The sequence below is a fragment of the Niastella koreensis GR20-10 genome, from assembly GCF_000246855.1.
GTDB classification, from domain to species: Bacteria; Bacteroidota; Bacteroidia; order Chitinophagales; family Chitinophagaceae; genus Niastella; species Niastella koreensis.
Genome location: NC_016609.1, coordinates 7,248,783 through 7,268,389, shown reverse-complemented (window position 1 = coordinate 7,268,389; position 19,607 = coordinate 7,248,783). Strand labels below are relative to the sequence as shown.

The following is a 19,607-nucleotide window of genomic DNA, read 5'->3' as shown; positions in this document are numbered from 1 at the left end:
TTCAACGTTATCCGAGTTTCCCATCTATTCCCACTGTCTTCTGCACGCCTTCAAAGATCGACTTCCAGATAAAATTAAAGATCGACCGGTATATATCTCTCGGGTGCGATACCGAAACTATGCGTACCGGCTTGTTTTTGCCAGGGTTGGCATTTTTGACAATGATATTAGCCATCAGGGACATCACCTTCTTTGTTTTCAGATCACCGTTCTCATCCTTCTTCAGGATCCTGATCTTAAGATCGTCGTATAAAAGCCGTACAAGCCCTTTGATCCGGTTGTCGTTACCCATTAAATTAAAGTCGAGACTGGTAACGGTACCTGAATTAACCTCTACCAATGCCATGGGTTTGCTTAATGAGTTAAGCACCGTGGCATCCAATGAACCCATATTGCCATTTACGGCGAACTTACCATTTTTACTATTCAGGTATAGCTGAAGAGTTGCAGTAAGCGGAATATTATGAAGAAACTTACTGTTGAAGTGTACTGTGCAAATACCGTTCTTACGAAGATCGGCGGGGCTATTGGTAACATTATTCAGGGTGGCATGGATATCGTCAAAGATCACTAATCCTGTATTGCCGGTAAGGCTTTCTTTTTCCCGGTATTGAATAAGGCCTTGTTGAATGATTACTTTTTTGATAGCCACATTGACGGGGATTTTTAAAAAGCTCTGCTGTGGATAACGGCCCACCAGGCTTTCTTTTTTCATAGGATAGTTTTTATCCCTGAATAGTTTAAACTCCGCCTTGTTAATGGAGAGCTCATCCGCTATTAAATTACCATTTAAGATCTCCTGCACATTCACTTTTTTGAACAATAGGTTATAAAAATCAAAATCAAGCCGGTCAGTTTGCCATTTGGCGTTGTGTACAAAAGCTGCCTCACCCAGTAAAGGGGTTATGTGCATGCTCTTTATTGCAAACGATCTTTCACCGGAGAGTAATTGAATGTTTTTAAGCCGGTAGTTGTATGGATGCCCTTTGCCATGTATAAGCGCCTGATCTACATCCAATGATGCACGTTCTGCAAACAACACCCGTGAGGTATCGGTACTGGTGCTGTCACTGATATTGATATGGTACAGTTGTGCGTTTATCTTTGACCCGCTAAATAAGGTATCGCCATTTGGCCATTTGCAAATATGATAATCGGCATCGGTAATAAGAATGGTATCCACCTTAATCTTTTCAAGCCCGCGTAATAAAATCTCGTAGAGTTTAAATGTAGTGGGAGTAGGGTCATTGCTTTTATCTTTTTCAACATGCTGATTGTTGAACATGGTTACAACAGGGTGGGTGAGTTTTATTTTAGCAGCGATCACTTCTTTATTTAAAACAGCGGCATCTGTTTGAGCCCCGGAGATATAAACTTCAGGAACGGTAACGCGCATCAGGTTTCGGGGCAATGAACTATCAGTTGGTTTTTTATAAGTACTGTCGGGGAACAATTGCAGGTTCCGGATAACGATTTCACCTTCCACTTCATCTATGTCAACACTATCGTAGGTAATGCGGTATAAACTGTCTGATTTAAGGAATACCAGTTCGGGGAGTTTTTTGTGCACAAATTCGCTGCGCCATTTTTTATAATATATCAGGCCTCCGGCGGCAAGCAGCACTAAAATTAACAGGAAGATAAGCTTTTTCATTGTGTCAGCATTTAGGGGTTGGTAACGGTGATATACAGCTTAAAACCGGTTCAATACAAATTCTTTGATCCTTTGTCCGGCAAATCCCAACCAGTCAAGTACATGACCGGCACCACATAACAACCATATATTTATCATGGCCACTATCATCACTTTTATCCATTTCATAAACTTCTCCATATATCATAGTGATTAGTTCATGGTTATATAGAAAATTATTGTGCCTGCTAAATGGAGATGGTAACAAACTAACCATTTTGTGGCAGCGCCTGAGGAGATAATTCCACGCTGTAAACTTTGAACTTCAGTACAGCGCTTGTTTTTAAGCGGAGGCATGGGATTTTAACATTAACAGGCAGAAAACAATTGTTCTTAAATGTGTGTCTTTAAATTTTTACTTATGAAAAGGATCATGTGCGCTGCCTTACTATCGGCCGCTTTTTTAACAGCAGGAAACAGTGTATTTGCTCAGGAGCAAAAAACGGGAGCTGAAAGCTCATTAACGCCCAAGTTCGGGATCAAAGGTGGTTTAAACCTCACCAACATGTATGTAAAGGATGTGTCAGATGAAAACATGAAAGTGGGTTGGAACGCCGGTGTGTTTGCCAAATTACCAGTTACCCAGGGCTTCTCTATTCAACCTGAATTGTTATATACAAACAAGGGTGCTAAAGAAACATATAACAATTTTATTGAGGGAAAAGGAGAATACCGGTTCAATTTAAACTACGTAGAATTGCCGGTACTGGCCGTGTTCAATGTAGTTAAGAATTTCAACATTCAGGTTGGTCCGTATGCTTCTTACCTGGTAGGTGCTAACATCAAAGACCTGAAAGATGATGGCACTATCAACAACATCACCGATCTGAAAGCTGACAATTTCAATCGTTTCGACTGGGGTGTTGCCGGTGGCTTTGGCATAGATATTTCTAATTTCACATTAGGCGCCCGTTACAATTATGGATTTAAAGAAATCGATAAATCCGGTAGCCTTTCTGGAGAATTGACAAAAGACTCCAAGAACAGTGCTATCTCATTATACATCGGAATAGGATTTTGAGCGATACGGGGTTTGAGGATTTCAACAAAAGCTGCCTCCCGCAGGGAAGCAGCTTTTTTCATTAAGGTGGGTCATTGTTCAGCGGTGGCTCACCTTTATAGTTCTGCTACATCCTGATTTTTGGGGAACGTAATGATGAAGGAGGTACCCACATTTAACGTGGATTTTACATCGATGGCTCCTTTGTTGGATTGAATAATATTCAGAGTGCTGGCAAGCCCCAGCCCCATGCCATTTCGTTTGCTGGTAAAGTAGGGTTCAAATAACCGGGAGATATTTTCTTCGCTAATGCCGCAGCCATTGTCGCTGATAACAATGCTGGGGTCGGGGCTGTAATTGATCACCACCGAAATTCTTCCCTGTTTGTGATTGATGGCTTCCGTAGCATTGATGAGAATGTTGGAGAAGGCCAGTTTCAGTTTTTCCTTGTCAACGATAACTATAACCGGGGTATCGGGATATTTGATCTCCAGCTTTATCCGTTGCAACGTGAGGCGGTCAATGGCATCCAGGATGCTTTCATCCATGATACTTTGCAGCACATGGGTTTCCATTTTCATTTCTACCGGGCGTGAGGAGTTCAGCAACTCGGTAATGAGCGCACCAATGCGGTTACTGTTGCGCTGTATGATCTCCAGGTAGGTAGAACCTTCCCCTTCATTAGCGGTTTCTTCGCGCAAATGCTCTACCGATAAATTGATATTGTTAAGCGGGTTGCGAACTTCATGGGCCAGTGTGCGCACCAGGCGGCCGGTAGCTGCCAGCTTTTCAATTTGAAGCGTGGCCTTTTCCGCTTTTTTAAGATTCGTAATGTCGTGCACAATGCCCTGCATGTAACCCTGGTTGGTATTCCCCCTTTCGAGCGAAGCGGAAATGATACAAATGCGGTGATCGCCCGTTTTGGTGCGAATCTCCGCTTCCAGGTCGTTCACCTCCTGTTTTTCAGTAAATAAATACCGGAACCTTTCCTCTTCGCGTTTTTGAATAAAGAGGTCGTACACGCAGATATGCATCAGCTCTTCCCTGGTATAACCCAGCAGATCGGTAGTGGCGTTGTTCACATCGTTAAAGCAACCTTCCTGGTTGGCCGTGAACACCATGTCTTTCGAACGCTCGAACATATTGCGGTACTTGCGCTCATTGGCGCGGAGGGCCTTCACAGAAGCCGATCTTTCCAAAGCATAGCGAATGGACCGTTCCAGCTTTTCTTCGTTTAATTCGCCTTTTACGAGGTAATCCATAGCACCCACGCGCATGGCTTCCATATCAACAGTGTGGTTGCCCTTACCGGTTAATAAAATCACAGGTTCTTCACAACCGGCCGCAATGGCTTCTTTCAACAGGTCAAGACCGGTTTTGGCGCCCAGGCGGTAATCGATGAAGTAAATATCGTTTGCCCGGCTCTTCATTAATTCCAATGCATCTTTATAGGAATAACACCAGTTGATGGTAAAGCCCGATGAAGGGATGCTTTTTATAAGATCACTTGTAATTAAAAAATCATCCTCGTCGTCATCTACAATGAGGATACGGGCCTGTAAGTTGGATACTATCATCAGTTCTGATAAGTTTATTGGTGTTCCGGTAATATTATAGTAAAGGTAGCGCCATTATCCGGCTTGCCGGTTGCGTAAATAAGGCCCTTGTGCTGATCGATTATTTTTTTGCAGATGGCGAGCCCGATGCCTGAACCGGGGAATTCAGATTTGCCATGTAACCGCTGGAAGATCTGGAAGATCCGTTCATTGTATTCCGGTTCAAACCCAATTCCATTGTCGGCAAAATCGATCCTGAACCAGGTATTGGCGGCATCGAGGTGATGCTGTTCTTTTTGGCGGCGTGTTAACTGCAAACAGCGGATGTTGATAACCGGATGCACACCGCTTTTCCTGAATTTGATGGAATTGTTTATGAGGTTATCAAACAGCTGTTTCATTTGCGAGGGGATGGCTTCTATCACCGGCAATACCGCAATATGAAGGGTGGTACCTGTTTCTTCTATTTTTAATTCCAGGTCGGTTTGTACATCTTTGGCAACACCGTTCAGGTCAACCGGTGCAAATGGCTGATTGCTGCGGGTGGTGCGGCTGAACTCCAGCAGGGTGTCAATCAGGTGCCGCATATTCTCTATTGAAGCAGAGATCCGCGTAAGGTATAATTTACCATCGGCGCCCAGTTCTGCCTTGTATTTGTTTTCGAGCCGCTCTATAAAGGTGGTGATCTTGCGCAGGGGTTCGTTCATATCGTGCGAGGCCACATAGGCAAACTCCTCCAGTTCTTTATTGGAGCGGTCCAGGTCCCTGATCTTTTCTTCCAGGTTCAGCTGATTTTCCAGCTCAGTGGTAATATCCTGCGCAACGAACAATACAGTTATAACCCGGCCCGAGGTGTCACGGTTAAGCACTGTTCCCATGGTGCGGAAATGCTTCCATGAACCGTATTTGTCGGTTAAACGTGTAGTATAACTGTAACTTTCATTATCCTGTAGCGTATAAAAATGTTGCAGCTCCCCGTTTACATGATCCTGGTCGTCTTTATGCACTATGCGCATCAGGTCATTACCCCAGGTAAGTACATCGGCCAGCGAATAACCAAGCAGGTCGGTTATTTTTCGGTTGATGTACTTTAATTTCCGGGTATCGGCATCAAAGATGTAAACGATGCCCGGAAAAAAATCAGTAATCTTATCCGGAAGCCCGTCATTATCGCTACTGGATTGAAACAAAAGCTTCAGAGGGTGAATCTCCTGATTTATTAATTGTTCCATCACAGCATGGACTTATATGACTTTATTTCTATCATAGGGCCATCAACCATGCTATTGGTTGTTGAACTCCTGGTACTGTTTCATTTTGTTGTACAGTGTTTTGCGGTCGATGTTCAATAATTTCGCCGCCTTGCTCTTGTTGAAGTTTGATTTCTTCAATGCTTCAATAATCGTCTCATATTCTGCGTCTATGCTTGCGTTTTTCAGGGATAGTTCACTGTGCGAATGATGCGGATGAGGCCGTGGTATTTCCGCTTCGCTTATAGGTGAAGGAATAGGCGGGGTTGATATGGCCTGTTTAGGTTCTGATTGTATAATGTTATGTGAGGAAGTATCGGGTGCTTCGTCAAACTGTAACCGGGTAAAGTTGCTGATCTCAAAAGGCAGCGTGTGAGCCTCCACAAAAGAGCCTTCTGCCAGCAGGGTGGCCCGCTTAATCACGTTCTTCAACTCGCGCAGGTTACCATACCAGATGTAACTTTTGAATATATCTTCCACTTCTTTGGTAAAGCCTTTTACACTTTTCTCCAGCTCCTTATTGGTTTGCAGTAAGAAGTGGCGGGCAAATACCATAATGTCTTCCTTGCGTTCGCGCAATGGAGGCACTACAATGCTGAATTCGTTAAAGCGGTGGTACAGGTCTTCGCGGAATTTTCCTTTCCGGGCTATGTCCCACAGCTTTTCATTACTGGCCACAATAATGCGGATATCGAGGTCAATATCCTTGGTGCCGCCCACGCGCCGCATTTTTCTTTCCTGCACTACGCGTAATAACGATACCTGTATGTCATATGACAGGTTACCGATCTCATCGAGGAAAACGGTACCGCCATTGGCTATTTCAAGATTGCCGATCTTCTGGTTAAGGGCGCCTGTAAAGGAGCCTTTTTCATGACCGAACAATTCACTGCCGGCCAGTTCTTTCGACATGGCGCCACAGTCAATGGCAACAAATGGCATGGCTTTACGGCGGCTGCGTTTATGTATTTCCTGCGCAATGGCCTCTTTACCACTGCCGCTTTCGCCGTAAATAATAATGCTGTAATTGGTAGGTGCTACCAGGTCTATTTGTTTGAGGATCTTTTTAAAAGGTTCGCTGTCCCCGAAAATATAATCGCCCGAAACAACAACCTGTTGTTTCTTATCCCGGTCTGCAGTACTCTCGCCATCACTGCTGGCAATGGAAGGTGCTGTATAGGCAGGCGCCGGCTGGGCCGTGGTGGTGGTTACCTGTGCAGTAACAGCCGGTTGCGGCTGCAATGCCTTTTTTATGGTTACCAGTATTTCATCGGGGAATAAGGGTTTGCCAATATAGTCGTAAGCCCCCAGTTTCATTACTTCTACAGCTACTTTAATATCGCTGTAGCCAGTCATGATGATAACCGGAACATCGGGCAGTTGCTCTTTTATTTTCACCAGTAAAGTAGTGCCATCCATATCATCCAGCCTGAAATCGCATAAAACGAGGTCGGGTATGAATGAATTCATCAGATCCAATGCCTTTTTACCGGCATACACCTCCGCTACTTCGTAGTTGTGTTTGGTAAGGAAGCGTTTTAATAACAGGCAAATATCCCTGTCGTCGTCAATTACAAGAATTTTCGGCATCTTCAAATTTACTTTTTTACTGTGAGTTTATGATGGATTGTTTGGAATAACCGGATTTTGAGCGCGTAAAAATTTAGTATTTTTTAACAATGCCAGCCTGAGCGGAGCCGAAGGCCTAGGCCCATATCGATCGCATTTGTGCTACAGGGATCTGTAAAATCTCCCGGTATTTGGCAACCGTTCTTCGCGCAATAGAGAAACCTTTTTGCGCTAAGATAGCTACCAGCTGCTGATCGGTATATGGATTCTTCTTGTCTTCTTTCTCAATTGCGTCTTCAATCGCTACCTGAATAACCCGGTTACTGATGGCTTCGCCTTTTTCATTGATGATGCCTTCGGTAAACAGGTCTTTCAGCAATATCATGCCAAAAGGGGTATCAACGTATTTGTTACAGGTAATACGCGATACGGTTGAAATGTCCACGCCGGTTTTATCGGCAATATTTTTAAGGATCATCGGTTTAAGCAATTTTATGTCACCCTCGCGAAAATACTCGTACTGCATGTTCACGATGGCTTTCATGATGCGCAACATGGTGCCCTCGCGCTGTCTGATGGCGCTTACGAACCATTGTGCCGACTGGTACTTGTTCTTTAAATATTGTGCCGCGGCTGCGTCTTTCTTACCTTTTTGGCTGTCGGCCACAATTTCTTTCCACTCGCGGCTGATAAAAAGCGAAGAAGAACGCTGGTTATACAGCGACACCTCCAGGTAATCGCCTTCCTGTACAATCAAAAAATCGGGAATAATGTGTGCGTTGGGGGTGCTGCCTTCCTGCACTTCGGCAACCGGTTTCATTTTCAGTGAGCTCACCAGCTCCAGAATGATCTTTAACTCATCTTCCTCCAGTTGCAGGCACTCCATGATCTTATCCATATTGCGATTGCGCAGGTCCTGGTAATGGTCCTGTAGCAGGCAGATGGCTTTTTGTACATCGGGCCGTTTGCCATTCATAGCTTTTAACTGCAGCAGCAAACATTCGCAAATGCTGCGGGCGCCAATGCCAAGGGGGTCCAGTTTCTGAACATTTTTCAGGATCTTCTCAAAATCTTCCCCTTCCAGCCAGGTTTTATTGGCAAAAGAATATTCCTCGGCTACTTTATCCAGCGGTATTTCCAGCAGGCCATTATCGCTCAGGCAATCGATAAGGTAATCAGCCAGCAGGGTTTCGTTGGCATCATTGCAGCAAAGGCGATATTGTTTTTTCAGGTCTTCCCTGAAGTCTGTTGCCGCCTTCATGGGACTGAAGGTCTTTTCTTCGTCGGGCAGATAATTGCTGTATTCCATCTTGTAGTCGGGAATATCGTCGTACCCATGCTCATCCCAGTCCTCGAAATCCTGCACCTGCTCCTTGGTGCTTTTTTCACCCTTAGGATCATCTTCATCTTCCTTCTTTTCCAAAAAAGGATTGTCTTCCAGTTCCTGTTCAATCCTATGCTCTAATTCCAGTGTATTTAAATGAAATAAATTCAGTAATTGGATCTGCTGCGGTAAAATTTTGGTTTCCTGCTTCTGCACAAGGTTCTGCTGTAACATACGGGTTCATTTTTCTTTATTATCTTCAAGATGCTTTCCATTTTTCCTTTATTGGGATACTATTTTTTATATTATTGATTTTTAGGATGTTGTCCTTGATGCGTTTTTTTACTATGTTGCAACTCGTATTTGTGCTGTGGGAAGTGATGTAGAAATTTATCCCCGATTTGTAGAATTGATAACTATGAAGAAGAGATTATTTTTTATTATAACGGCGTTCGTGTTATCGCTTGTTATCACCTTATCGCTTTCCTACCTGCTTTTTGAAAGCTATGTTCAGTCGAATGCGCAGAACCGGCGTATTGAACATGCTTACAAGGTAATTCTAAAAACCAGCGAGCTGGAGAATTTTATCAAGGAGGCCGAAACCGGTCAGCGTGGTTACCTGTTAACCAACGACAGCGTTTTTTTACAACCCTATTTACGCATTCGCGCAGATATTACCCCGGGGTATGACTCATTAAAACGGCTTACCGCCGATAACAATCACCAGCAGCTATTGCTGAACATGGCGGGACTGCTGATGAATAACCTCATCGATCACTTTCAACACAGCGTTTTCCTGAAATCGCGCATAAGCCTGATGGAAACCAAGACGAATATGGACAGCCTGCGCAATGTGTTTAAAGAAATACAGGCGGAAGAAACCAAACTGGTAAAACGCAACTCGGTGAACCGGTACGAGCAGGTAATGCCGCGCTACTTCACCGCCATCTTCCTGTTTGCCGCCACTATTATATTTATTTCCTTCCTGGTAATATTGAAAGAATACCGGCAACGCTCGTTGTATCAAAAGCAGCTGGAGCAGAAAATGCTGGAGGTAAATGCCTATAACGTAGAATTGGAACAGATAGCCTTTGCCACTTCGCACGACCTGCAGGAGCCGCTGCGGCGCATCAGAACCTTCAGCGACCGGTTACTGTGGAAGTATCGCGATCAGTTAAACGAAGACGGGCAAATGATCCTGTCGCGGATCGATTATTCAGCCCGCAGAATGCAGGGTTTGATCGAAGACCTGATGAATTTTGCCAACCTGGTGCGTGGCGGAGAAGCAATAAGTGAAGTGGATGCAGATAGATTATTACAATCGGTATGTGAGCTGTTGAAGCCGGACATTGAGCTGAAGCGGGCCACCATTCACATAGGGCAAATGCCAAAAATAACCGGGTTCGAGAAGCAGTTGTACCTGATGTTCAAAGCACTGATTGATAATGCTATTAAGTTTTCCAAACCGGGCATTCCGCCTGTTGTAACCATTCAGTGTGTGCAAACAACCGGCGAAGAGTTGACTCATATTGATCATAAATTGTTAAAAAAGCAATTCATTCGCATTAGTGTACAGGACAATGGTATCGGCTTTAGCAATGAATTCACGCAGAAAATATTTTTGATCTTTCAACGGCTGCATAGTACGGCAGAGTACGAGGGTAAAGGCATTGGGCTGGCTATTGTAGAGCGGGTAATGACCAATCATAGCGGATATGTGGTGGCCATTTCCAAACCGGATAAGGGCGCGCTGTTTAATTTATATTTTCCTTTACCGGAGAGTTAGCAATAAGATCAATATGGTACCGGATGCTTTCAAAGGCTTTGGCTATGGCTGCTTCCCAGCGAATAGCAACGCTGTATCCGGTATATTCACCGCTTTGTGCGCCCACCTTGATCAACGCAGCCACCTCATTACTACCTGGATTTGATAATGTTACTTCTACCACGGAAATTTCTTCCAAAAGTTCCTCCAGCAGGTTAGCCTTGAATGATGATAAGAAACTGATATCTTCCAATGGGATCCCCTGTGTTGTTTGTTCGTCTATGTGCATTAAATAGCTGTTCTTCATAACCTGTGATTTAAATATTACTAATAACGCAAAGCACTATTAATTGTTCATTTTACAACGACTAGACGCAGCCCTGATTCATTATTGTAAAGGGCGTGCCTGCAAGCAACATATTGGAAATTGAAATAATAATGTAGAAGGTTGTCTACACGACAGTAATTTTTTACCTGAACAGGGGCATGGAGCCAGTTGATCTATAACAAAAGGTATGTATGAAAGGCCGGCGGTATGATTTTTACAAATTATAAAATGTAATTGCCGGTGTGGTTGTAAGTTAAGATGCAACAGCAATTAAACCGGTTAACCTATAGTTAAACATATTTAATCACTTAAAAACTATCACTATGTTACGTTGGACAGTTATATTTCTGGTGGTAGCATTAATAGCAGCTATTTTTGGTTTTACCGGAATTGCTGCAGGCGCTGCTTCCATAGCTAAGATCCTGTTTTTCATATTTATCGTATTGTTCCTGATCTCAATTATTGCTGGTGGCTTTCGCCGGGTTGACTAACGGAGGGAACAGAAATATTGAGCTGGAATATGTAAGTCCGGGAAACAGTTACAAGACAATTGTAGCTTTTTTCCCGGACTTTTTGTTTTACCGGGAAGCATATACAAAATGTCTTCTTAAGGAAATTTTAAGGTTATCGCTTTTAACAAATACTTACTTTTGAACGGATTTAAAGAGAGGGAAGGATATTATGAATAACCAACCGATACTCATTGCCGAAGACGATGCCGACGACAGGTACCTGCTGCAAAGCGCCTTTTCGGAAATAGGTCATCCCGAAAAAATAGACTTTGTAGAAAATGGGATTGAAGTGTTGAATTACCTGGATACAAATTATACCAACAATAATTCAGACGATAAAGCCCTGCCGGGTTTTATTCTGCTCGATTTAAATATGCCTAAAAAAGATGGGCGCGAAGTGTTGAAAGAATTGAAGGCGCACCCGGTATTTAAAAAAATACCGATTATTGTTTTTACTACTACCAAAAATGAAATTGAAATAAAGCGTTGTTACGAACTGGGCGCAAACAGTTATGTGGTAAAGCCTATCAGCTTTGATGCTTTATTAAAAGTGGTGGAAAATATCCGCAGCTTTTGGTTTCAAACTGCCTCCATTCCTGTTTCGTGAATTGTCTCTTCTTCTTGTTTTGTGTGCTTCTTCTTAAAAAAGCTCTTGATCTTTTGCAGGATCTTCTCCGGTTCATCGGTGAGGTGCGATGCATAATTCTTTATAAAGAAGGGGATAATGGTGCGGGTAAGCCAGCCCATATTACCCAGCAATACCTTTTTCACAAAGCCATCGGCAAAAATATTTACTCCCAGCTGCATGGCCGATACAGTAGCCTTACGCGTTAGAAAATTCCTGATTGTTGCAGCCGCATTTGCATACGGCCTCAGGTCTTCTTTAATTACCTGCCAGTCTTCCTTTATCTGCAATTCCTGCTCGGTCAGTAAGGCCTGTAACCTGGCTTTCTCCTGCAGCAGTTCCTTATAATTCGTTATCTGATTTATCATAAATTCTTCTAACTATAAAGTCTCTGAAAAATGGGAATACTACTTTTTTGCGCAGCAGGTATAATAACATCACGATAAACAGGTAAAAGCCTGCCACAATAAAGTAACCTGCTGCTGTATTGTACAGCAATTTACCCAAATACAGCGAGAGTCCAATGCCTGCTAACAGTAATATACATAGCACCAGGCCGGATATCAAAAAGAAAATAATAGCACGGGCCAGGGTTTTGGCGCCAGCCTGTGCTATGTTTATACGGGCTAAATCATAATAAGTTTGAGCAATATCCTGCACGTGGGTAGCCAGGTTACCAGTTTTGGTATGCAAATCGTCCATGGGTGTCATTTTGTCTCCGGTCTACATTAAGTAAGCTGTACAATCAATTCATTTAGTTTGCGTTAGCTTTCCATTTCGGCCTCGGCTTCCTGCGCTGTTTTATACATACTTTTCATTTCATCCCGGCCAAGGGCCAGCAGCTCCGACACATCTTCCATTACCTCATCAATGCCATCTTTGATTTTTCTTCTTAACTCACTTCCTTTTTCCGGAGCCAGTAAAACACCAATTGCGGCGCCCGCAGCAGCGGCAGCCAGCATGCCTAGAATGATTTTTGTGTTAGATGTCATACATTTACGTTTCAGGAATTTGAGGAAAAAATTATACCACTGACGAAAGATTCCTGTTTTTTTTATATTTTTCATCAATGGGAAACAATTTCCCCAGGGGTATTTAAAATTCAGCTCTAAAAAAACATGACAAAGGAGCGCCTTAAGGTTTTAATTATTGACGATGAGAAGGATCTGTGCCTTTTAATTAAGGCCTACCTTAGCCGTAAAAACTGCGATGTACACACTGCCTATACGCTTACCGAAGGGCTTAGTCAGGTAGATCAGTTTATGCCAGATATATTATTTCTGGATAATAACCTGCCCGATGGGTTAGGATGGGAAAAAGCGGAAGTCATTATCAAAGACCATCCCAACATAAAGCTGCACCTGTTAAGTGCCTTTAACCCGCCACAGATCAAGGATGGCATCCCGGTGACCAGGATCTGGGAAAAGCCCATTTCGCTGCGCGATCTGGATTTGTACTTCAAGTAGATCTCCCTCTTTTTTAACTATTGCTCTGCGTTTGCCTATTGTCAGTTGTTTATTGCCCTGAGCGGAGTCGAAGGGTTGGTTTATATTTGCAACTCATTTTGAAACTATATGATGAGAATTGCAATCAACGGTATGGGCCGTATTGGCCGCCTTTTGTTCAGACGCCTGATCGATAGCAACGAAGTTGAGCTGGTTGCGGTAAACGATATCATGGATGCCGATAACCTGGCTTATCTGTTAAAGTACGATTCTGTGTACGGCACCTTCGCCGGCGGTATTACCCATAAACCCGAAACACTTGAAGTGAACGGCAAACTGGTGAAAGCGTATCAGCAACAACATCCTTACATGCTGCCCTGGAAAGACCTGGACATAGATGTGGTGCTGGAATGCTCTGGGCTTTTCAGTAACCGCGCTGCTGCCGAACAGCACATAAAGGCCGGCGCCCGTAAAGTGCTCTTGTCAACTACCGGTTCAAACGATATTCCCCTGCTGGTGTATGGTTTTAACCAGCACGCCCTTACCGCGGAAGAAACAATTGTTTCGCCCGGTGGGTGCATGACCAATTGCAGTACCCATATTTTGTACATCCTGAACGCCATTGGCATCAAATCGGTACAGTGTAATATTTTACATTCCTATACCTCACGGCAGGAGCTGGTTGATGCGCCGCATAAACAGTTCAGACGTGGCCGCGCAGCTGCCGAATCCATTATTCCGGTAGAAATTGACCTGCAACAATCGCTCGAACGGTTATTGCCTGCCATGAAGGGGAAGATAGCCTCGGTTTCAACCCGGGTACCTGTAGCCAATGGCGCCCTGGCCGATTTTACCATTCAGCTGCAGGAGGAAACAACCCGTGAAGCCATAAACAAGCTGTTTTCAACAGCCGCTAAAAACGATTATAAAGGAATTATAGAATATACCGAAGACCCCCTGGTGTCGCTGGATATTAAAGGAAATACCCATTCCTGCGTTATCGATGGCACCCTTACCTCCGTTATCGGCAACCACGTTAAGCTGATAGCCTGGTTTGATAATGAGTATGGGTTTACTACGCGGATGATTGATTGGTTAAGTTTGATGGGGTAGAAAAATGCAAAATATTGGATGTCGAATATCGAATGTTGAAGTGAAAGCAGGTACGTGCCCCCGGTTGCGCACTGGTGTATTGCTTATAGCTTAAAGCTTGCGGCCTGAAGCTGGGTTATCAATTTTAATTTACTTTTAATTCCTTAAATTGAGTAAACATACCCGGTAACTTTATTATTTGTGAATTTTGCGTCCATGAATTTATAGCTATGGAAGAAATAAAAATTTTACTGGTAGAGGATGAAAAAAAGATAGCAGAGTCATTAAAGAAAGGACTTAGCGAACAGGGCTATCATGTAGAAGTTGCCTATGATGGCCTTATTGGAAAGAAATTGTTCGAAACCTATCCGTTCGACCTCATTATCCTGGATATTAACCTGCCCGGTTTAAATGGTTATGAACTGTGTAAGGAGATCCGCCGCCACAGTGAACGCATTCCGGTGGTTATGCTAACAGCCCTCAACACCACCGCCGATAAGATCGAAGGTTTTGATGCCGGCGCCGATGATTATATTGTAAAGCCGTTCGATTTTAAAGAGCTGCTGGTGCGCATCAGGGCCCTGTTAAAAAGGATCTATCACAATATCCCAACGGGCAATATTCTAAAGGTGGCCGATCTCGTTATGAACCTCGACAGTAAGGAGGTAACCCGGGCCGATAAGCCCATTTCACTTACTGCCAAGGAATTTCAGTTGCTCGAATACCTGATCAGGAATAAGAACCGGGTAGTGTCCCGTGCAGATATTGCCCTGAATGTATGGGATATCGATTTCGATACCAAGACCAATGTAATTGATGTATATGTAAACTTCCTGCGTAAAAAACTGGATAAGGATTTTGAAACCCGGCTTATACATACGCAGGTAGGCATGGGCTATATACTGAAAGAAAACCCTTAGGTTGAAAATCAAATTCAAAATAACCGCGTTATTTGCGTTACTTGTTACCATAATACTATTGGTATTAAGTATCTCCGTTCATTATTTTACCTCCCTGCAACGGACAGAAGCATTTAAAAAGCGGCTGAGAGGAAGGGCTAATAACGATGGCCAGTTGTTCAGTTATCTGGGCGATAACGACAGCAGCCGCGCCTTCCTGTACCACATCGATTCGGCCTCAGCCTTTACCCTGAACCAGAAAAGCGTGGTGATCTTCGACTACCTCGACCGCCCTGTGTACCGGTATAATGCCAGCGATATCGATTCCATTCTGCCCGATAAAGAGATCCTGAAGCAGGCCCGGGTAAAACACGACGTATATTTTACGGTGAACAAGCGCGACGCGCTGGCCTTTCATTACACCGATAACCGAAGCCGCATTGTAGTAGTGGTGGCCGCCTACGATGTGGACGGCTGGCAGCGGCTAAAAGACCTGCGCGACATTCTGCTCACCTGTTTGTTCATAGGCATTGCCGTTGCATTGATGGTAGGGTACGCCTTTTCGGTACAGCTGGTAAAACCAATTAAGCAGATCATTTACGACGTAAAACATATTACCTCGCAAAACCTCACGCACCACATCCAGGCAGGAAGTACACAGGATGAACTGAACCAGCTGGCCAACACGTTCAATGAATTGCTCGACCGGTTACAGGAATACTTCCTGGTACAGCGGCGTTTTATTTCCAATGCCTCACACGAACTGTCAACCCCGCTCACCTCAATATTGAGCCAGCTGGAAGTGACCCTGCAAAAGAAAAGAAGCGATGAAGAGTATAAACAGGTAATAACCTCGGTGCATGAAGACGTACAGCAAATGCAGCAGCTTACCAAGAGCCTGCTGGAGATTGCGAAAACCGGTACCGAAGGCGGTATTGAATTAAGCGAAGTGCGCATTGATGAGGTACTGCTGAAGGTAACTGCCGATGTACAAAAGAACAGTGAAGCGTATAAAGTTCAGCTGGAGTTTGGCGATTTTCCCGATGATGAAAAAGCCTTCCTGGTTTTTGGGAACGTAGACCTGTTGTATAGTTCACTGCGTAATATTGCAGACAATGGCTGTAAATTTTCCTACAACTACCAGGTAATGATCAACCTGCTGTTTGAGAACGACAACGTAATTGTAGAGTTCAGGAATTTCGGCGATCCCATTACCGAAGCTGAATCAGAACATATTTTTCAACCTTTTTACCGCAGCGCCACGGCCTCCCCTATCAGAGGGTTCGGGTTAGGCCTGCCATTGGCCCAGCGCATCATAAATATGCACAAGGGCGCCATTAAAGTTCATTCTTCAAAGGAAACGGGAACAACCTTTACCATCACCCTGCCCTCTATAAAGGCGTTTGCAGCAAAAGCCTGAACGGCACACGTACAGGGATCAGGTTAAACCCTTACTTTAACAATTGTTAAGCGTTGTTTAATTGCTTTTTAATTCCTGTTTAATTATCGTTTAACCATAATAAAGCATATTTGGTGTTCTATTATATAAATGAAATTGAATCAATCAGTATTTATTTTAAGATGTCTGGCAGCCGGAGCTATTGGCTTTGGTTTAATTGCTTTTGTGCTGCTACAAAAGAATAAACGACTGACTGATTTCAATAATAAATTGTTATTGCAAAACGACTCTGTATTATCGGTAAATCTGCAACTGCAAAAAGATATTCACTCCCTGAAGCACGACCTCGACAGTTTATTTCATAACTATCCCGAAAAGCAACAACTGACCTCAGGTAAATTGGTCTCTATTAAATAAATGCATCAGGTATGGTTTTTTTATTGATGTAACATTAACTACGGACAAAATCGCTTTAATCGGTTTAGCATATATAATCATATGATTGAGATCATAGGTTAGGACGATTTTTGTTTCGATGTTTGCACTCATTTACAATTAAAGGAGTAACAGAAAAATAATAGGACAATTCCTTTTATAGTTTTTTAAAACATCGTAACTTTTGGAACAGGCCGGAACAGATCCTTACAACAATATCTTAGCCTTTACTTGAACAATCTGCCTGGAAATCAAACATCTTTATTCTTTTGATGCCTAGTGTCGCTACCCTTTGAAGCTATACAGTATCCGTAATAGTTAGTAAGTAACCATTTTTTTTGTAGGCACCTAAAATGAAGGAGGGCTCCATGAAACACCATCAATCCCCTTACGTAAACAAGAGGAAGAAGTGTATTGAGTTTCACATCACGAATGCCTGTGCAAACAGGATTGCTTTGGCTGGTGATTTTAACAACTGGGCTCATGACCAGTTAACCTTACGCCCCGCCAATAATGGGGTGTGGACCATAGAGATACCTATGTTGCCACGCGGAAAGTATCATTACAAATTTTTTATCGATGAAAGAATGTGGGCTGAGGATATAGAGAACCAGTTTCGTGAGCCGGACGGCGTTACGGGTTGGAACAGTGTGTTGGAAGTATAGCCTATGAACAAGATGAATAAAAGGCAGATAGTTGAACTTAAATTGTGTTAATCGGTGTATATGATCCTGTGTGTTTAAATTCGTACAAACCTATCGGTTAAAACCGGAAGGTTGAAAGCTTTGTTAAGTACTCAGGGTTGTAAATAAAAAAGAGGAGTTATTCACTACGGGTAACTCCTCTTTTCTTTTATGCGTTGTTGTAAACTTTATAAATACTCTCCCGCAATACATTTCCGCTGTCAGAACAAATAAACGACAGTACATCTGCAATGGCTTCGGGTTTTACCCAGTTCTCGAATTTCGCATCGGGCATGCTATCCCGGTTGGGCTTTGTATCGATGGTGCTGGGAGCAATTACCGATACCGTAACATTTTTCCCTTTGGCTTCTTTATTTAAGATCTCAGCCAGGTTAAACAGCAACGATTTGCTTAACGCATAGGCAATTTTGTTAGTGCCTTCTTCCAGGTTTAAACCCGGGCGGGCGCCGGTTAATACCAATCGGCCATACCCATTTTGCAGCATATGCTGAAACAGGGGCCTTGCCAGGTGGTAGGCTGTTTCAAAATTGAGGGTGAACATTTTTCTTAACTGGGCAGTATCAGTAGTATCAATGCCGCCCATTTCAAAGCCGCCGGCCAGCAGCACGGCACAGTCGATATTGCCATACAGGCCTATGGCTTCGTTTACAAAGGTCTTACATTCTGCTTCGTCGGTAAGTTCAATACCATGCAGTTCAAAATTGGGATGCCTGTCTGCAAACCCCAGGTGGCTACCCGAATGGTCAACCGCAATTACTTTATAGTCCTGGTCCAGGAATTTTTTTACTACGGCAGTACCCAGGTTCCCATTAGCGCCTGTTATAATAATGGTTTTAGGCATATTGAAAGGTTATAAGTTGTTGCCAAAGATAGAAAAAGGACCGATCTACCTGGGGGTGAACCGGTCCTTTTATTATAAAGTAATATATGATCTAGAACAGGAAGTTCCAGCCGTGTTTGTCCTCTTCCTGGCATTTACGGATAGCTTCCAGCCTGTTCTTTAACTGGAACATGATGGAGTTATCGTTATAAGCCGGTAAATGGTGGTCAATGCCATTTAAGTGAATAGTGGCAATAGGCGCTACCACGGCGGCTGTACCGGCGCCAAATGCTTCAGAAATGGTATTATGACGGAAGGCGTTTTCCAGCTCTGTTATGGCTATGGGGCGGGCTTCATTGGGAATACCCAGGTCATCTGCCAGTGTGAGCAAACTATCGCGGGTTACACCGGCCAGGATGGAATCGCTGGTAGGTGGGGTAACCAGTACGCCGTCGATCACGAACATGGCGTTCATCATGCCGCTTTCTTCAATGTATTTGTTTTCGCGGGCATCTGTCCATAATACCTGGTCAAAGCCGGCTTCTTTTGCTTTTTGTGTGGGGTAATAAGCACCACCATAGTTACCGGCGCATTTTGCGGAACCGGTACCACCTTTAGCTGCCCGGGTGAAATCGGTTTCTACTTTTAACCGCAATGGGTTACTGAAGTAAGAACCAACAGGCCCGGTAAACATAATAAAGCAATATTCATCAGAGATCTTCACGCCGTATTTGGCTTCGCTGGCAAACATGATGGGCCGAACGTACAATGCGCCACCAGGCTGCGTAGGTAACCAGTCTTTATCCACTTCAATCAGGCGGCGAAGCCCTTCTACAAAAATTTCTTCGGGTATGCCCGGCATGCACATGCGGCTTAAAGAACGCAGCATTCTTTCATAATGTTTTTGCACGCGGAACAGGTTCACGCGGCCATCATCGAGCCTGAATGCTTTCAATCCTTCAAACACCGATTGTCCGTAATGCAGGGCCAGGGTAGCAGGGCTTAAGGAAATATCGCCAAAGGGAACAATACTGGGCGTTTCCCATTGTCCGTTTTTATAATAGCAGATCAGCATGTGGTCGGAAATATAGTTTCCAAACCCCAGCTTGTTAAAATCAACTTCTGGTAATCTTGATTTGGTTGTTCTCTGAACCATTATCTCATCGGTAAGTTCCATAAACTAAAATTTTT

The 19,607-nt window shown here is 43.7% G+C and carries 22 protein-coding genes; 10 read left to right on the top strand and 12 right to left on the bottom strand.

Annotated features, from left to right (window positions below):
* Positions 1–7 precede the first annotated feature (7 nt).
* Positions 8–1,654 (bottom strand): hypothetical protein, encoded by a 1,647-nt coding sequence (locus tag NIAKO_RS28740; protein ID WP_014221982.1) that lies wholly within the window; start codon positions 1,652–1,654, stop codon positions 8–10.
* A gap of 39 nt (positions 1,655–1,693) precedes the next feature.
* Entirely contained in the window at positions 1,694–1,834 is a 141-nt protein-coding gene (locus NIAKO_RS38775; protein ID WP_014221981.1) for a hypothetical protein, read from the bottom strand.
* Between the two features lie 220 nt (positions 1,835–2,054).
* Between NIAKO_RS38775 and NIAKO_RS28735 the strand changes: the two genes are divergently transcribed.
* Entirely contained in the window at positions 2,055–2,714 is a 660-nt protein-coding gene (locus NIAKO_RS28735; protein WP_014221980.1) for a porin family protein, read from the top strand.
* Between the two features lie 95 nt (positions 2,715–2,809).
* Here the strand turns inward: NIAKO_RS28735 and NIAKO_RS28730 are convergent, their stop codons facing one another.
* From NIAKO_RS28730 to rpoN, 4 genes are all read right to left on the bottom strand, one after another.
* Positions 2,810–4,270 carry a hybrid sensor histidine kinase/response regulator gene (locus NIAKO_RS28730; protein WP_014221979.1) on the bottom strand — a complete coding sequence of 487 codons (1,461 nt, stop codon included), beginning with the start codon at positions 4,268–4,270 and terminating at the stop codon, positions 2,810–2,812.
* Positions 4,271–4,284: 14 nt separating this feature from the next.
* The gene (locus tag NIAKO_RS28725) at positions 4,285–5,439 is read right to left on the bottom strand and encodes a sensor histidine kinase (RefSeq protein WP_165761280.1); all 1,155 of its coding nucleotides are present in this window, start codon (positions 5,437–5,439) and stop codon (positions 4,285–4,287) included.
* 93 nt (positions 5,440–5,532) lie between these two features.
* Positions 5,533–7,089, bottom strand: a complete 1,557-nt coding sequence (locus NIAKO_RS39630) for a sigma-54-dependent transcriptional regulator (protein ID WP_014221977.1) — start codon at positions 7,087–7,089, stop codon at positions 5,533–5,535.
* A gap of 115 nt (positions 7,090–7,204) precedes the next feature.
* Positions 7,205–8,626 (bottom strand): RNA polymerase factor sigma-54, encoded by a 1,422-nt coding sequence (gene rpoN, locus NIAKO_RS28715; RefSeq protein ID WP_014221976.1) that lies wholly within the window; start codon positions 8,624–8,626, stop codon positions 7,205–7,207.
* 184 nt (positions 8,627–8,810) lie between these two features.
* Here rpoN and NIAKO_RS37285 point away from each other — a divergent pair, with 184 nt between their 5' ends.
* Positions 8,811–10,178, top strand: coding sequence for a sensor histidine kinase (locus NIAKO_RS37285; RefSeq protein WP_133055312.1), 1,368 nt, complete (start codon positions 8,811–8,813; stop codon positions 10,176–10,178).
* On the opposite strand, the gene NIAKO_RS28705 is transcribed toward NIAKO_RS37285, so the two are convergent.
* Positions 10,147–10,464, bottom strand: a complete 318-nt coding sequence (locus NIAKO_RS28705; RefSeq protein ID WP_014221974.1) for a hypothetical protein — start codon at positions 10,462–10,464, stop codon at positions 10,147–10,149. The two genes, NIAKO_RS37285 and NIAKO_RS28705, sit on opposite strands and share 32 nt — an antisense overlap.
* 344 nt (positions 10,465–10,808) lie before the next feature.
* On the opposite strand from NIAKO_RS28705, the gene NIAKO_RS37965 reads away from it, so the two are divergent.
* Positions 10,809–10,976 (top strand): DUF1328 domain-containing protein, encoded by a 168-nt coding sequence (locus NIAKO_RS37965; protein ID WP_014221973.1) that lies wholly within the window; start codon positions 10,809–10,811, stop codon positions 10,974–10,976.
* 190 nt (positions 10,977–11,166) lie between these two features.
* A complete protein-coding gene (locus tag NIAKO_RS28695; RefSeq protein ID WP_014221972.1) occupies positions 11,167–11,604 on the top strand; it encodes a response regulator in 438 nt (145 codons plus the stop codon).
* On the opposite strand, the gene NIAKO_RS28690 is transcribed toward NIAKO_RS28695, so the two are convergent.
* The 3 genes from NIAKO_RS28690 to NIAKO_RS28680 all read right to left on the bottom strand — a co-directional run bounded on the left by NIAKO_RS28690 (position 11,577) and on the right by NIAKO_RS28680 (position 12,614).
* A complete protein-coding gene (locus NIAKO_RS28690; protein WP_014221971.1) occupies positions 11,577–11,990 on the bottom strand; it encodes a hypothetical protein in 414 nt (137 codons plus the stop codon). The two genes, NIAKO_RS28695 and NIAKO_RS28690, sit on opposite strands and share 28 nt — an antisense overlap.
* Positions 11,965–12,324 carry a phage holin family protein gene (locus NIAKO_RS28685; protein WP_014221970.1) on the bottom strand — a complete coding sequence of 120 codons (360 nt, stop codon included), beginning with the start codon at positions 12,322–12,324 and terminating at the stop codon, positions 11,965–11,967. The genes NIAKO_RS28690 and NIAKO_RS28685 overlap by 26 nt, the downstream gene beginning before the upstream one ends.
* Positions 12,325–12,386: 62 nt before the next feature.
* Complete coding sequence (locus tag NIAKO_RS28680) at positions 12,387–12,614, bottom strand: YtxH domain-containing protein (RefSeq protein ID WP_014221969.1); 228 nt, start codon at positions 12,612–12,614, stop codon at positions 12,387–12,389.
* 126 nt (positions 12,615–12,740) lie between these two features.
* Between NIAKO_RS28680 and NIAKO_RS28675 the strand changes: the two genes are divergently transcribed.
* From NIAKO_RS28675 to NIAKO_RS28650, 6 genes are all read left to right on the top strand, one after another.
* Complete coding sequence (locus NIAKO_RS28675; protein WP_014221968.1) at positions 12,741–13,088, top strand: response regulator; 348 nt, start codon at positions 12,741–12,743, stop codon at positions 13,086–13,088.
* Between the two features lie 108 nt (positions 13,089–13,196).
* The gene (locus tag NIAKO_RS28670) at positions 13,197–14,180 is read left to right on the top strand and encodes a type I glyceraldehyde-3-phosphate dehydrogenase (RefSeq protein WP_041347422.1); all 984 of its coding nucleotides are present in this window, start codon (positions 13,197–13,199) and stop codon (positions 14,178–14,180) included.
* A gap of 209 nt (positions 14,181–14,389) precedes the next feature.
* The gene (locus tag NIAKO_RS28665) at positions 14,390–15,079 is read left to right on the top strand and encodes a response regulator transcription factor (protein ID WP_014221966.1); all 690 of its coding nucleotides are present in this window, start codon (positions 14,390–14,392) and stop codon (positions 15,077–15,079) included.
* 1 nt (position 15,080) lies between these two features.
* A complete protein-coding gene (locus tag NIAKO_RS28660) occupies positions 15,081–16,478 on the top strand; it encodes a HAMP domain-containing sensor histidine kinase (protein WP_014221965.1) in 1,398 nt (465 codons plus the stop codon).
* 135 nt (positions 16,479–16,613) lie between these two features.
* Positions 16,614–16,874 carry a hypothetical protein gene (locus tag NIAKO_RS28655; protein WP_133055311.1) on the top strand — a complete coding sequence of 87 codons (261 nt, stop codon included), beginning with the start codon at positions 16,614–16,616 and terminating at the stop codon, positions 16,872–16,874.
* Between the two features lie 386 nt (positions 16,875–17,260).
* Positions 17,261–17,557: an early set domain-containing protein gene (locus NIAKO_RS28650; RefSeq protein ID WP_014221962.1), complete on the top strand. Its 297-nt coding sequence runs from the start codon at positions 17,261–17,263 to the stop codon at positions 17,555–17,557.
* Between the two features lie 187 nt (positions 17,558–17,744).
* Here NIAKO_RS28650 and NIAKO_RS28645 read toward each other — a convergent pair whose 3' ends face one another.
* Both NIAKO_RS28645 and NIAKO_RS28640 read right to left on the bottom strand, forming a co-directional pair.
* Positions 17,745–18,437, bottom strand: coding sequence for an SDR family NAD(P)-dependent oxidoreductase (locus NIAKO_RS28645; RefSeq protein ID WP_014221961.1), 693 nt, complete (start codon positions 18,435–18,437; stop codon positions 17,745–17,747).
* A gap of 91 nt (positions 18,438–18,528) precedes the next feature.
* On the bottom strand, positions 18,529–19,593 hold the full coding sequence (locus NIAKO_RS28640; RefSeq protein WP_014221960.1) for a branched-chain amino acid aminotransferase: 1,065 nt from the start codon (positions 19,591–19,593) through the stop codon (positions 18,529–18,531).
* Between the last annotated feature and the right edge of the window lie 14 nt (positions 19,594–19,607).

Excerpts from the sequence above, each read along its gene's own strand:
- NIAKO_RS28740 (WP_014221982.1), bottom strand. The coding sequence starts at position 1,654 with ATGAAAAAGCTTATCTTCCTGTTAATTTTAGTGCTGCTTGCCGCCGGA.
- NIAKO_RS38775 (WP_014221981.1), bottom strand. The coding sequence starts at position 1,834 with ATGGAGAAGTTTATGAAATGGATAAAAGTGATGATAGTGGCCATGATA.
- NIAKO_RS28735 (WP_014221980.1), top strand. The coding sequence starts at position 2,055 with ATGAAAAGGATCATGTGCGCTGCCTTACTATCGGCCGCTTTTTTAACA.
- NIAKO_RS28730 (WP_014221979.1), bottom strand. The coding sequence starts at position 4,270 with ATGATAGTATCCAACTTACAGGCCCGTATCCTCATTGTAGATGACGAC.
- NIAKO_RS39630 (WP_014221977.1), bottom strand. The coding sequence starts at position 7,089 with ATGCCGAAAATTCTTGTAATTGACGACGACAGGGATATTTGCCTGTTA.
- rpoN (WP_014221976.1), bottom strand. The coding sequence starts at position 8,626 with ATGTTACAGCAGAACCTTGTGCAGAAGCAGGAAACCAAAATTTTACCG.
- NIAKO_RS37285 (WP_133055312.1), top strand. The coding sequence starts at position 8,811 with ATGAAGAAGAGATTATTTTTTATTATAACGGCGTTCGTGTTATCGCTT.
- NIAKO_RS28705 (WP_014221974.1), bottom strand. The coding sequence starts at position 10,464 with ATGAAGAACAGCTATTTAATGCACATAGACGAACAAACAACACAGGGG.
- NIAKO_RS37965 (WP_014221973.1), top strand. The coding sequence starts at position 10,809 with ATGTTACGTTGGACAGTTATATTTCTGGTGGTAGCATTAATAGCAGCT.
- NIAKO_RS28695 (WP_014221972.1), top strand. The coding sequence starts at position 11,167 with ATGAATAACCAACCGATACTCATTGCCGAAGACGATGCCGACGACAGG.
- NIAKO_RS28690 (WP_014221971.1), bottom strand. The coding sequence starts at position 11,990 with ATGATAAATCAGATAACGAATTATAAGGAACTGCTGCAGGAGAAAGCC.
- NIAKO_RS28685 (WP_014221970.1), bottom strand. The coding sequence starts at position 12,324 with ATGGACGATTTGCATACCAAAACTGGTAACCTGGCTACCCACGTGCAG.
- NIAKO_RS28680 (WP_014221969.1), bottom strand. The coding sequence starts at position 12,614 with ATGACATCTAACACAAAAATCATTCTAGGCATGCTGGCTGCCGCTGCT.
- NIAKO_RS28675 (WP_014221968.1), top strand. The coding sequence starts at position 12,741 with ATGACAAAGGAGCGCCTTAAGGTTTTAATTATTGACGATGAGAAGGAT.
- NIAKO_RS28670 (WP_041347422.1), top strand. The coding sequence starts at position 13,197 with ATGATGAGAATTGCAATCAACGGTATGGGCCGTATTGGCCGCCTTTTG.
- NIAKO_RS28665 (WP_014221966.1), top strand. The coding sequence starts at position 14,390 with ATGGAAGAAATAAAAATTTTACTGGTAGAGGATGAAAAAAAGATAGCA.
- NIAKO_RS28650 (WP_014221962.1), top strand. The coding sequence starts at position 17,261 with ATGAAACACCATCAATCCCCTTACGTAAACAAGAGGAAGAAGTGTATT.
- NIAKO_RS28645 (WP_014221961.1), bottom strand. The coding sequence starts at position 18,437 with ATGCCTAAAACCATTATTATAACAGGCGCTAATGGGAACCTGGGTACT.
- NIAKO_RS28640 (WP_014221960.1), bottom strand. The coding sequence starts at position 19,593 with ATGGAACTTACCGATGAGATAATGGTTCAGAGAACAACCAAATCAAGA.